This is a genomic window from Streptomyces nogalater, assembly GCF_039532885.1.
In the GTDB taxonomy this organism is placed as follows: Bacteria; Actinomycetota; Actinomycetes; order Streptomycetales; family Streptomycetaceae; genus Streptomyces; species Streptomyces nogalater.
The window spans coordinates 17,838-29,767 of sequence record NZ_BAAASM010000014.1; the positions used below are offsets into that span (position 1 = coordinate 17,838).

An 11,930-nucleotide genomic window follows, 5' to 3' on the forward strand; every position below is an offset into this window, starting at 1 on the left:
GAAGGGGGTCCCCCTGGTTCGGAAGTCTGCGGGTGGGTCGTACGGCGGCACCGCTCACGTCACGAAGAAGATTCCGGCGTCCGCGATGGCGGGTGTGTACTCGGCGAGCCGCGCCCTGAGCGCGTCCTCCCGCTGGGGGCGGTACAGGTCGTGGAACGCGCCGAGTTCCCCTCCGTCGTCGGCGCCGCGCCGGAGCTGTGCGGGGCACTGGTCGGACAACTGGCCGTACCAGGGCGTCCCGTAGCGCGTGGAGACGAACAACGGCCGTACCACCTGCGCCTGTTCGGCGTCGGCGCGGTCGGGCCGGCAGCGATGGCGGCGCGGGGTGCGCGAGCCGGGCGGAACGTAGCAGTGGCGCAGGCAGCCGATGCCGCGCCGGGCCACGCGCAGCCGGCCGGTGAACAGGGAGTTCTCGGCGAACTCGACGGCGTGCGTGTGCACTTCCCCGATGACGGTGGTGCGGCGCAGGTGCAGCACGGCGTGCGCGTGGCGGCAGTCGGGGGCGGACAGGGCCGCGCGGTCGTCGCCGGTGGCGTCCAGGACGCTGTCACGCAGCTGGATGTCGAGCGGATCCCGGCTCACCTCGTCGCCGATGACCTCGATGGTGCCGAGGACGCTGTGCTCGATCCGGAGGCAGGCGGTGGTGTGTTCGAGGACGATGCTGGGTTCGTCGGGCGAGTGCGGCGCGCACTCGGGCTCCAGCGACCAGCCGGGCACGAGCGTGGAGTGCCGGACGACGACAGCGCCGACGGGGCCGGTGACATTGATGCCCCGCCCGGCGACGAGGAGCCCGTCCAGGACGATGCGCGGCCGTTCGTGCGGGGCGCAATCGGCGTGTACGGCACGGATGTTGAGGGCGTCGGGGCGGTTGCTGTACCAGTCGAGGAGCCGGATCACCGGCCGGGTGCCCTCGGCGGCGCGCAGTTCCAGGTGGTCGCCGGGGTCGAGGTCGAAGTCCAGCTGCTCCTGGTAGGCGCCGCTGTGGGTGATCTCGATGATGCCGGTCCGTCCGGGGCCGCGGTCCTCCTGCCAGGCCCGGTAGGCGTCCATGATCCGCCGGTACGGCCCGCCGGGGCCGACCCGGTAGAGGTCGGCTTCGGGGCGGGACCCGCGGTCGGGGCGCGGGTACTCGCCGCCGCCCATGTCGGCGGCGAAGGCGTGGTGGTAGTCGACCCAGACGCCCTGGCGGGGCGCGCGGCGGGCGCCGAACGCGATCCGGCCCAGCTCGGGGTCGACGGCGATCTGCCCGCGCCCGGGCCGGTAGCGCCAGTCGGACAGGTCGGCGACGACGAGGTCCGCGAGCGGTACAGGCCGGTCCTCGCCGTCGCGCCGGATGCACAGGCTCTTTCCGGGGCCGTAGTAGTCGGCGAGCCGGTCGTGCAGCAGCCGGCGGGTGATGAACGCGGGCACGTTGTCCACGGCGGCGGTGTGCGCGGGCGAGGGTTCGGGCACCGGGCGGGTGAGCAGCGGGGTGTCGTTGCCGAGGATGGAGAAGGTGTAGAGGTTGCGGGCGCGGTCGATGCAGTAGGCCGGGGACGCGGTGAGCGCGTACGGCTTGAGCCGCCAGACGAAGAGACCGACCCCGGCCGGTGTCCAACCCCCCTGTCGTCTCGCCGAGTCGGCGCGGCGTACGTCGACGGTGCGGGAGGTCGTGGCGAAGGGGCCGCCCGCGACGGCGAGTGCCGAGCCGTCCCCGAGGTCGAGCAGCCGGCCGCGCTCGGTGCGCCGGCCGGTGTCCTGGAGTCGGACCGGCTGGGTGTGGGCCACGTGCCGGGACAGTTCGACGGCGCGGGCGGGCCAGTCGGCGACCCGGTCGGAGAGTTCCTCCAGCAGGTGCAGGGTGCCCTTGCGGCGCCGTTGGGCGACCGTGGCGGCCACGTCCCGGCGGGGTGCGACGGCCTCGGCGAGCGCTGCCCGGCCGCCCTCGTGCAGACCGGTGGTGAGGACTCGCTCGTAGCCGGGCAGGGTGCGGTAGCCGACGAGGTCGCCGAGGTAGGGCAGCACCCAGGGGGCGGCGGTCTCCACGAACAGGTCCTCGTACCCCTGTCGCACGCCGTCGCGGACCCGGTCCAGTTGTTCGCCGATCACCGCGAGCAGGGCCCGCAGCGGTTCACCCTCCTCGGCGTCGCGCAACCGGTGCCGGCGGGGCAGCAGGTCGGCGAGCCGGTCGGGCCGGCGGTCGGCCGGCGGCCGCTGTTCGGCGTCGGGGGACATCACTTCACCTCCGTCAGGATCAGGGTGTCCGCGGCGCGCGCCGACAGCATGGCGAGCCGGGCCGGGCGGATGCCGCGGAAGACGACCACCGTCCGGCGCCTGGCCAGGGGCCGGGTGTCGGTGATGTCCGGGTTGAGGCGCAGCAGCCGGCCGAGCGGGATGCCGTGGCGGGCGCACACCGACGACAGGGTCTCGCCGTCGGCGTCGCGGACCGTGTAGGTCTGCTCGTCGTAGGCCGCCGGGTGCGCGGGGACCGTCGTCCGCGGGGTGCCGGGGCCGGTGAGCAGGGCGGTGAGCCGGTCCGGGGTGGCGGTGGCGGGCACGCCGGTGAAGACGTCCACGTCCATGTGGTCGACGCCGGGCACCGAGTGGGCGGTGGCCAGCACTTCGGACAGGCGGGCGGGCCGGCCGAGCTCCCGTCCCTCGTAGCCGAGGCGGCGCAGCAGCGCCTGGCGCAGCCGGGGTTCGACGGTCTCCCAGGCGTGGTCGGGGGCGAGTCTCACCTTGGCGGCGATCAGCAGCAGGACGAGTTCGCGCGCGTCCACCCGGACCGGCAGGCCGGGGTCGCCGTATGCGGTCAGGGCGGCGCGCAGCGGCCGGAGGTTGTCGTCGGCGAGCGGCACGTCGTCGGTGCCGGCGACCGTCACATGGAGCACGCGCCGTCGTCCGTCGAAGAGTTCTCGGGCGGTGGCCCGGCCGATGCCGGCGCGGGAGCGGGCGAAGTCCTCGTAGTCGGCCGGGGAGACCAGCCGGTCCAGTGCCAAGACGGCGAGCGGGATCGTACGGCGGGTCAGGCCCGGCCCGTCCGCGTCCGAACCGCCGGTGGCGGGAAACGGGTTGGTGACGGCGGTGACGCCGAGCGGGCGGGTGAGCGGCTGGGTGATCCGGTCGGCGGGGACGTCGGCGGCCTTGCCGGTGCCGAAGCGGTAGCGGGCGCGCACGTTCTCGTGTCCGCTGGGCAGCCGGGCGCCGTGGACGCCGTCGCCGAAGGTCACGGTGGTGCGGCCGTCGGCGGCGGTGCCGGTGATGTAGACGCGCTCGGTGGGGCCGCGCCCGGCGAGGCTGTCGGCCTGGTGCCAGAGCACGCCGTCCACGCGGATCTCCAGGACCGGGGTGGCGCCGAGCGGGTTGTCGGCGGCGAGCCAGGTCAGCGGGGACTGCCAGAGGGCGAAGGTCTGGTTGACGCGGTCGGAGTCGCCGCTGCCGATGGCCTCCTCGCGGCTCTCGCCGTGGGTGGCCTCGACGACGTTGCCGAGGATGCGCACGCTCGCCCGGTGGTAGCGGTGGACCAGGTTCGTGGTGAGGGTGAGGCGGGTGTGGACGTGGTCACCGGGAAGGCGGGGGTCGACGGCCGGGTCGGCGGCGGCGATGGTGACCACTTCGCCGGCGGTGACCCCGCTCGCGCCGGGTACGTCGCTGCGTTCGCCGTACACGATGAGGGTCCGGCCGGGGCGCAACCCGTCGTACAGCTCGGCGAGTTCGATCTCGTTGCCGTGTACGTCCTCGCCGAGCGGCTCGTCGGCCGGGCGCAGCGGCTCGCCCGCCGCGTGCACGGTGGTGTCGCGGATGTGGGAGAGCAGGACGTCCGACTCGTCCAGCCAGGGGTCGGCCAGGGTGAGTTCGGTGCCGCGGCCGGTGATGCCGTAGTCGGCGTACGCCGCCGTCCGGACCGCCACCACCTGGGTGGTGACGAGGGCGAGCGTGGCGTCGCCGGGGACGCCCGTGCCCTTGGCCGGGCGCTCGATCGCCACCCAGCTGCCGGTGGTGATGCCGTCCTGGACGCTGTCCAGGCGCAGGATGCGGCGGTTGAGGGGGGCGGGCTTGCTCGCGATGACGATCTCGACGTTCGGTGCGGTGCTGCCGACCGTGTAGGCCGCGCTCACCTGGTACTCGCCGTGCGGGAACCGCCTGCTGTCGCCGGGCTTCAGGCTGAACCGCTCGGCGGTGCCGTTCGTCAGGGCGATGTGTACGGTGCCGTCGTCCCCGGGCCGGGAGACGAACAGGCTGCCCTCGGGCAGGCCGGCGTGGAACCGGGCGGTGACACCGGGTTCCGCGTCGGCGGCCGGGCGGCGGGTGGGCCGGCTCGGCGCGTCGTCGCGGACGGCCCGGGTGGACAGGTCGACCCGGCCGGGGCCCAGGGCGAAGGTGACCGGCCCGGTGACGGGCAGGTTCTCGGCACGCTGGTCGGAGCCGCCGCCCTCGACGTACTGGAACTCGGCGCGGACCGGCGTCTTCCCCGCCGGGTCGTACACCACGCGCGTGCTCACCAGCGCGGCGCCGGTCAGGGGCCAGTCGGCGGTGCGGATGACGCGGCCGCGGGCGTCCTGGACCGGTTTGAGGGGGGCGTTCGCGCCGAACGGGAAGGCGGTGACACGCATCGCGAGGAGGGCGCGCAGCAGTGGGCGGGCGGCCGGGGTGGTGGCGGTGCGCCAGGCCGGGTAGAGGCCGGCCAGGCCCGGGTCGAGGGCGGTCAGCAGACGGGCGGTGTCGGTGCCGGGGCGGCGGGTCCGGGTCCCCTGCGGGGGCGCGGGGGTGGTGGCGCGCAGGGCGGGGAGGATCGTGTCCAGGGCGCGGAGGGCGGCTTGGCGGGGGTCGGGGCGGGCCGGGTGGGCGGCGTCGCGCGGCCGGGCCGGGGCGGGGGTGCTCGCCCCCGGCGGGTTGTCGCCCCGGGCGGCGGGAGTGCCCGCGTCGGCAGGCTGGGCGGGGGCCGGCGACAGCGCCCGCCCGGCCAGTTCGGCGAGGACCGCCTCCAGTTGTTCGAACCACGCCGCGACGTCCTCGTACGGCTCCGCCAGGACCTGGGCCTCGCGCAGGCGGGCCAGCGGATCGCCGAGGCGGGTGGCGAGCTTCTCCGGGGTGTCGATGGTGTCCAGATCGGTGCGCAGGGGGGCGAGGTGCTGGTCGTCGAAGTCCTCGATCAGGCGGCTGACCGGGCGCGGGTTGGGGACCTCGGGGGTCGGCGGCTCGTCACCGGGTTCGCCGGGGCCGGCCGGCGCGGCGGTCCAGCGTCGTACCTCGGCCACCAGTTCCTTGAGCGTGGGCGGGGCCGACTGCGGCAGGGTGAGCGCGGTGATCTCTTCCTCGCGGTCCACGCGGACGCCCGCGACCGGAATCAGCTTCCGTTCCCCGCCCGCCTGTTCACCGAAGACGAAGAGGAGCCGGTCGCCGGTGCGCAGGGAGGTGGCCGTGCCCTCCACGAACAGTTCCGAGCGGCGGGTGAGGTCGTCGGGGGTGATCAGGGAGGGCCGGCGGCGCCGCACCGTCAGTTCGTTCCAGTCCCAGCGGGCGGTGAGGTCCCGGGAGGTCTCGAAGGTCAGCGCCTGCTCGTCGGCGGAGGCGGGCACGCTGTGGCTGCGGGCCCCGCGCGGGATCGGCACCGGCAGGGTCTCGGCACGCGGGTCGCGTTCGAGGGTGTACGCCAGCTGGGTGGTGGCGGCCAGTCCGGGGCGCGGCCGGTGTCCGACGAGCCGGCCCAGCAGGACCAGGGAGCGGTGGTCGCGGGCGGTGCGGAGGTAGGCCTCGTCGGCGATCCGCTCGGAGTGGAAGGTGAGCAGGTCGCCGAGGACGGCGGCGGCGTCGAGGAGGCCCACGGCCGGGTCGTCGGGGGTGCGTACGGTGAGTCCGGCGAGCGCCGGGTACGCGGGTGAGGCGAGCCGGTCGAGGAGGGCGGCGAGGAAGGTGCCGTACTCGCCGACGCGGTAGTCGAGGGCGGTGCGGCCGGGCGGATTGTGGAGGGGGGCGGGGGCGAGGCGCTCGTCGTGGCCGCCGCAGGCGCCGCCGCAGGAGCAGGGCCGGTTCATCGGGCGTCTCCCATGGTGATCTCCAGCCGGCCCTGTTCCGGCCGGTCGGGGTCGTTGTCGCAGGTGGCGATCTCCAGCGGGCCGAGCCGCAGCACGCCGTCCGCCCGCTCTGCCCGGTCCGGTCCGAACAGCCGCCGCAGCCGGGTCACGTCGACGCTCTCGACGCCGGGGACGGCCGCGGCGACGGCGACCAGGCGGCTGAGCCGCAGGGGTTCGCCGAAGGTCAGGGCGTCGGGGTGGAAGAAGCCGAGCCGGCCGCCGGGCAGCCGGCCGCTGCCGAGGACGCGGTACAGGTCGGCCAGGATCTGCCCGTGCTGGTGCCCGGGCAGGGCGCACACCCGCAGCGCGATGTCCACCGGCACCAGCCGGGCGGGGCCGACCACCAGGTCGTGGCCGATGCGCCGGTAGGGCTCCAGGGCCTGGGTCACCGTGTCGAGCAGGCGCGGCGAGGGAGTGCCGCCGTACGCGTCGACGGCGATGTGGGCCTCCTGGGTGCTGCCGGTCCAGCGGAGGTCGGCGGCGGCCCGCTGGACGCCGGGCAGCGCGGAGGCTAGCGCCGCGTAGTCGGCGGCGGTGACGGCGCGCAGCCGGGTGCGGCGCAGGTCCAGGGGCGCCGACTGGCGTACGTGCTCCAGGGGTTCGGGTTCGGTGCCGCCGGTGGCCGGCAGCGGGTTGCGGACGGAGGCGGCCGGTACCGGCTCGCCGGGTTCACCCGCGGCCACGACGAGGTGGTTGATGGCCTCCGCGCCGACGTTGCCCGCGCTGCCGCCGCCGAGGCGGTAGCGCACCTCCAGGCGTGCTCCGGGGGCCGGCCGGGCGCCGTGCCGTCCGTCGCCGAAGCGCAGGGCGAGCCGCCCGTCGTCCTCCAGTTCGCCGACGAAGTGCCGGTCGCGGGGTGCGCTGTCGAGCAGGTCGCGGCGCGGCTCCCACACCGCGTCGCCGTCGGTGAGGCGTACGGCGGGCAGGGCGCGGCGGGGGTCCGGGGCGAGCGCGGCGCTCGCCGGGCCGCGCAGCACCGGCTCCTCGGGGTGGAGTCCGGTGGCGTACGCCGGGCCCCAGCTGTGCGCGATCTCCCAGGCGATGGGGGCGTCCAGGACGGTGCCGGCGCGGGCCCGCGCGGTGAGGACGGCGACGCGCCGTCGCTTGGTGTGGAGCAACTCGTCTTCGCGGTGCAGCAGTTCGCGCAGGGCGCGGACGGGGTGCCGGCGCAGTTCGAGCCGTTCCAGCGGCTTCAGGCCGAAGAGCACCGCGAGTTCGGCGATCTCCTCCTCCGCGAGTCCGTCGCGGTCGCGGGCGCTGCGCCACAGCTCGACCAGCCGTTGCCGGACCCGGTCCGGGATCGCCGCGATCCGCTCGGCCTGTGCGGCGGCGACCGCCGCCGGGTCGGGGAACGGTACCGCCTGGGTGACGGGAGCGTGGCCGAGGACGGGGCGCAGGCGCGGCCGGATGCCCGGGTAGACGCTCTGGGCGAGCAGCGTCCGCAGGGCCGTGGCCCGCGCGTACGGCGTGCCGGGCAGCACGTGCTCGTGGCGCCGGCCGGCCCGTTCCAGACCGATCCCGGCGCGCCGGACAGCCCGCTCCCCCACCACGTCGAACAGTTCGCGGACGTCGTCGGGGCGCAGTGCCCGGCCGCTTTCGGCGCGGTCCGTCAGCGAGGCGATGAGCCGTGCCGGGGCGTTGCCCCGCGGGTGGTCCTCGCATCCGGGGCCGACCGGGTCGCAGGGCGTGACGACGGCCGGGTCCGGCGGCACGGTGACCGTCTCGACGGTGCCGGAGCGGCCGTGGTCCACCAGGACGGTGTTGCCGCGGGCGAGGGTGACGTCCTCGACGGGCAGGCAGTCGCGGCCGCCCCGGGTGGTCAGGCGGAACGGGAGGCGCAGGGCGTCCTCGGCGGCCCAGGTGACCTCCAGCACGGGCTGGTCCTCGACGTGGTCCAGGCCGGGGGTGACGGAGGTGAGGCGGACGGCCTGCCGGTGGGCGGGGTCGGCGTCGCCCGGGGTGCCGGTGCGCGGGCCTTTGACCTCCTCCAGGATCAGTACGTCACCCGGTTTCAGGGCGAGCCCGCGGTCCCGGCGGGTGCCGGGGTGCGCCCACTCGTCGCGCAGGGTGGCGGCGGTGGCTCCCACGGGCAGCGCGCACACCTCGCCGCCCCAGGTCCACAACCGGATCGCGTTGTGCGCGACCCGCAGTGTCAGCGGCTCGGTGGCGACGACGGGTTCGAAGACCTCCACAAAACCGCGTTCGTCCAGGTCGCCGAGGTCGTTCTCGTCGATGACCGGGCCGGGCCGGGGGCGGTCGTGCGGGTCGAGGGTGCGTACGTCGACGGAGGCGAAGCGGTAGGTGCCGGGTGCCAGGGTGTGGTCGGCGGCGGTCTGGACGGTCACATAGGCGCGGGCGTTGCAGCCGTCGTGCATCGCGTAGTCGACGAGCCGGACGTGCCGGCGTACGGAGACGCGGCGGCGGGCGGTGTCGAGGTAGGCCTCGGTGGCGACGGCGTCCTGCTGGTAGCTGATCTGGTCGCCGGTGTAGGCGAGCAGTTCCACCAGGGTGGTGCCCAGGTCGGCGGGGTTGCGCTCGGCGAGGTCGGGGGTGGTCAGCGTGAGCCGGTCGAGCAGGAGCCCGCGCAGGGAGTCGTAGTCGCGGGCCGTGTAGTCGATCACGGGCGCGGCCGGCGGGGCGGCGCTCGGCCGGCTCTCGTCCGCGCAGTCGAAGGGGCTCGGCCGGTCGGGCCAGAAGCCGAACTCCGCGGCGGCGTACCGCTGGTCGAAGCCGTGGTACGGCTCGGTGCCGGGCCTGCCGTAGGGGTCGGCCTCCACCAGCGACAGCCGGTAGCGGGAGGTGTCGCCGGCCCGGTCGAGGGTGACGTGGAGCCGGTCGTCCAGTTCGGGGTCCTCCTCGCGTTCGACGCCGACGTCCACGGCGGTGAGGCCGGTGATGCGCCGGCCGCCGTCGATACGGACGTTCTCGGGTCCGAGGCCGTCGGGCGCCTTGCCGAGGAAGGTGACGGTGAGCAGCAGTCCGTCGTCGCTCACCTCGACGGCGTCGATCCCGTTGAGGTGGGCGGCGCGCACCTTGGCCCGCCGGGTGGCCCCCGCGCTCATGCCGCCCTCCCCTCGAAGAAGTCCTCCTGGACGGCGCCGGTGGCGCGGAGGAGGTAGGACAGCTGGACGCGAACGGTGTCGCCGTCGCCGGCGATGTCGAGGGACACCACCTCGATCAGGTCGCCCAGCCAGCGCTGGAGGGCGGCCTGGACGGAGAGTTCGAGGGTGCCGACCAGTTCGGGGCCGGCCGGCGCGAAGACCAGGTCGAGCAGTCCGCAGCCGAAGTCGGGGCGCATGACGCGTTCGCCGGGGCTGGTGAACAGCAGTTGTTCGACGAGGTCGTGGACGTGCTCGGCGGGGCGGGCGTGCGCGGTGCGGCCGCGGCGGTCGGCGTGGAACGGGAAGGCGATGTCGCTGCGCGGGCGGGCTGGCTGGCTCGGCGGCCTCATCGGAGGGTGACCTTTCGCTGCGCGGCCTGGACGACGGGTGGTCCCTGCGGGACGAGGGCCGCGCTGAGGCACTGGGCGGCACAGGTGTCGAGCAGCACGGGCGCGCCGTCGACCGTGACGCCGGTGTCGGCGGCGGTCCAGCGGACGGACACGCACGGCGAGGGCACGTTCCGCACGGTGTGCGGGCAGCCGGTGACGACGTAGGTGTGGGCGGTCGTGACCGCGGTGACGCCGTCGACGCGGACGCCGCCGGAGGGTGTGGCGGCGGGTGCGGCTCGGCCGCCGTGCGGGCAGCCGATCACGGCGCCCGCGTGGAGCAGACTCCCGGACAACTCTCTTCCCCCGTTCGTCTATCGCTGGGACTGGGCGGTCAACTGGCCTTGGTTGATGGTGACTTCGCGGCCGCGCAAGGTGATCTCGGCGCCCGCGCCGGTGGCGATGACCACCGCTTCCCTGGTGATGCGGATGTAGGCGCCGCCTTGGGCCTGCAGGAGGATCCCCTGGTCGGTGCCGGCCGTGTCGTTGAGGACTATCTTGTGGTCGCCCGGGGTCTGGACGACGACGGGTTTGCTCGCCGCGCCGGCCCGCAACTCGCGCCGTGCGTCGGGCGGCAGTTCGCTCGCGTCGCCGTACCAGCAGCCGGTCCACACCGGGAAGCTGGGGTCCCCCTGTTCGAACTCCATCCAGACGCCGGCGCCGGGCGCCGGCACCACGAACTGCCCGGACTCGGATCCGGTGAACGGCAGGCAGGGCAGCGCCCAGGTGGACGGTTCGTCGCCGAGGACGTCCGGGACCTCGGCCGTGATCCGGCCGAGCCGTAACGGGTCGTCGTTGCTGACCACCCGGCCGCGGAACTTGCCGAGGTAGCGATTGCTGGGTGCCGCCATGGTCGGGGTGCTCTCCTGGTCGGTGGGTGGGGGCTGTTACGGCCGGACGGTGTCGCCGCGCGCTTCCAGGCCCTCCCGGGTGAGGGTGAAGTTCTGCTGGAAGGAGCCCGGGCGGAGGTTGTGGGTGACGGACTTGACGTAGTAGTCGCCGTCGTACGCCCGTCCGGCGCCGCGGACGCCGACGAGGCGGCGCGGCTGGAGGAGGTAGCCGTGCCGGCCGACGTCGAGCGAGCCGGAGCCGGAGATGACGTCGGCGGAGACGGCGGCGCGGGCGAGGAGTTCGGCCTCGGCCTGCTCGCGCTGCTGTTTGGCGGTGCCGGAGAGGGTCTTGCGTTTGAGCGCGGGGGTGGGCCGGCGGCCGAGCGGCGGGCGCAGGGGGCTGACCGGCGGCTGGGGCAGGAGGGTGGACTGGCGGGTGCCGGGGTCCTGCCAGCGCGCCTGGGGTTCCTCGCGGGCGGTGCCGTCGTAGGCGAAGGTCAGTTGGTCCACGGTGGACTGGGCGTCCATGTTGACGTTGAGGGCGTGCTGGCGCAGTCCGATGCGCACCTCGGGTCCCCAACGGGCCGATGACCGGCCGGGGTCGGGGCCGGGCTCCAGATAAAAGGTGTAGCCGTTGGCGCGGGCCAGTTCGGTGACGTACTGGAGGTCGGTGCCGGTCTGGTAGTGGACGCGGAGGTCCTGGTGCGGGGGCTGGGCGATCTTCTCCTGGTAGACGTCGGGGCGGATGCCGTAGTCGGAGTAGCGGCGCAGGATCGCCAGCACCCGCTGGGACGGCGGCAGGTTGGGGTAGGGCGCGGTGCGTTCCTCCAGGTCCATCAGGAGTGTCAGGTCCTCGCCGGTGACGGTCAGGGTGGAGTGGCCGGGGAGGTTGCTGGCGCCGACCTCCTGGCGCACGATCAGCCCGTCGAAGAGCACTTCGGGGGTGCCGCGGACGCTGACGGTGAGGATGACGCGGGTCTTCGGGTCGAAGAAGCCCTCGGGCAGCAGCCGTTGGTTCAGCAGTCCCTTCTTCGTGAGGTCGAAGGCGAACTGGAACCCGCTCCGCTCCCCCGCCGTGGTCGTGACCTGCGCGGACAGCAGCGCCTCGGCGACCTCCGGGGGGATGGGGCGGGCGAGCTTGGGCCCCATGAGGAGCTGGATGTGTACGGGGCCGCGCCCCACGGGCTGTTCAGACACGCCGCTCTCCCCGCGGGAACCCGCCGGCGAGCGGAATGCCGATGACCCGTCCCGGTTCGTCCGTCAACTCCGCCGGGTCCAGTAGGGGGTTGGCGTCGGCGATCCGCCACCACTGGCCGGGGTCGCCGAGGAACCGCTGCCCGAGGAGGTCGGGCCGCTCGCCGGCGCCGACGGTGTGCGGCTCGGTCTCCTCGTCCAGTGGCGGCAGCAACCGCCGCTTGGCGTACCGGACTTCGGTGCCGTCGGCGCGCCGGTGCACACCGATCTCGGCGTCGTGGTACCGGCTGGTGCGCGGGTAGGGGTGGGCGCCCGGTAGCGCGTCCAGCGCGCTCTCGTACGGCTGCTCGGTCTCCGCCATCCCGT

At 74.9% G+C, this 11,930-nt stretch carries 8 protein-coding genes; all 8 read right to left on the minus strand.

Translation table 11 applies throughout. From position 1 onward, the window contains the following. Positions 1-54: 54 nt before the first annotated feature. The 8 genes from ABD350_RS11995 to ABD350_RS12030 are packed head-to-tail and all read right to left on the minus strand — an operon-like array spanning position 55 to position 11,925. Positions 55-2,214, minus strand: a complete 2,160-nt coding sequence (locus ABD350_RS11995) for a hypothetical protein (RefSeq protein WP_344347922.1) — start codon at positions 2,212-2,214, stop codon at positions 55-57. Next, a complete protein-coding gene (locus tag ABD350_RS12000) occupies positions 2,214-6,014 on the minus strand; it encodes a putative baseplate assembly protein (RefSeq protein ID WP_344347923.1) in 3,801 nt (1,266 codons plus the stop codon). Before ABD350_RS12000 ends, ABD350_RS11995 begins: the two co-directional genes overlap by 1 nt. After that, complete coding sequence (locus ABD350_RS12005; protein WP_344347924.1) at positions 6,011-9,115, minus strand: putative baseplate assembly protein; 3,105 nt, start codon at positions 9,113-9,115, stop codon at positions 6,011-6,013. Before ABD350_RS12005 ends, ABD350_RS12000 begins: the two co-directional genes overlap by 4 nt. Then, a complete protein-coding gene (locus ABD350_RS12010; RefSeq protein WP_344347925.1) occupies positions 9,112-9,504 on the minus strand; it encodes a GPW/gp25 family protein in 393 nt (130 codons plus the stop codon). Before ABD350_RS12010 ends, ABD350_RS12005 begins: the two co-directional genes overlap by 4 nt. Beyond that, entirely contained in the window at positions 9,501-9,836 is a 336-nt protein-coding gene (locus tag ABD350_RS12015; protein WP_344347926.1) for a hypothetical protein, read from the minus strand. The genes ABD350_RS12010 and ABD350_RS12015 overlap by 4 nt, the downstream gene beginning before the upstream one ends. A gap of 18 nt (positions 9,837-9,854) precedes the next feature. After that, entirely contained in the window at positions 9,855-10,391 is a 537-nt protein-coding gene (locus tag ABD350_RS12020; RefSeq protein ID WP_344347927.1) for a phage baseplate assembly protein V, read from the minus strand. Positions 10,392-10,427: 36 nt separating this feature from the next. After that, positions 10,428-11,567 carry a phage late control D family protein gene (locus ABD350_RS12025; RefSeq protein ID WP_344347928.1) on the minus strand — a complete coding sequence of 380 codons (1,140 nt, stop codon included), beginning with the start codon at positions 11,565-11,567 and terminating at the stop codon, positions 10,428-10,430. Further along, positions 11,560-11,925: a LysM peptidoglycan-binding domain-containing protein gene (locus ABD350_RS12030; RefSeq protein WP_344347930.1), complete on the minus strand. Its 366-nt coding sequence runs from the start codon at positions 11,923-11,925 to the stop codon at positions 11,560-11,562. The genes ABD350_RS12025 and ABD350_RS12030 overlap by 8 nt, the downstream gene beginning before the upstream one ends. Positions 11,926-11,930: the final 5 nt, after the last annotated feature.

Coding starts and splice junctions, on each gene's coding strand:
- ABD350_RS11995 (WP_344347922.1), bottom strand. CDS start 2,214: ATGTCCCCCGACGCCGAACAGCGGCCGCCGGCCGACCGCCGGCCCGAC.
- ABD350_RS12000 (WP_344347923.1), bottom strand. CDS start 6,014: ATGAACCGGCCCTGCTCCTGCGGCGGCGCCTGCGGCGGCCACGACGAG.
- ABD350_RS12005 (WP_344347924.1), bottom strand. CDS start 9,115: ATGAGCGCGGGGGCCACCCGGCGGGCCAAGGTGCGCGCCGCCCACCTC.
- ABD350_RS12010 (WP_344347925.1), bottom strand. CDS start 9,504: ATGAGGCCGCCGAGCCAGCCAGCCCGCCCGCGCAGCGACATCGCCTTC.
- ABD350_RS12020 (WP_344347927.1), bottom strand. CDS start 10,391: ATGGCGGCACCCAGCAATCGCTACCTCGGCAAGTTCCGCGGCCGGGTG.
- ABD350_RS12030 (WP_344347930.1), bottom strand. CDS start 11,925: ATGGCGGAGACCGAGCAGCCGTACGAGAGCGCGCTGGACGCGCTACCG.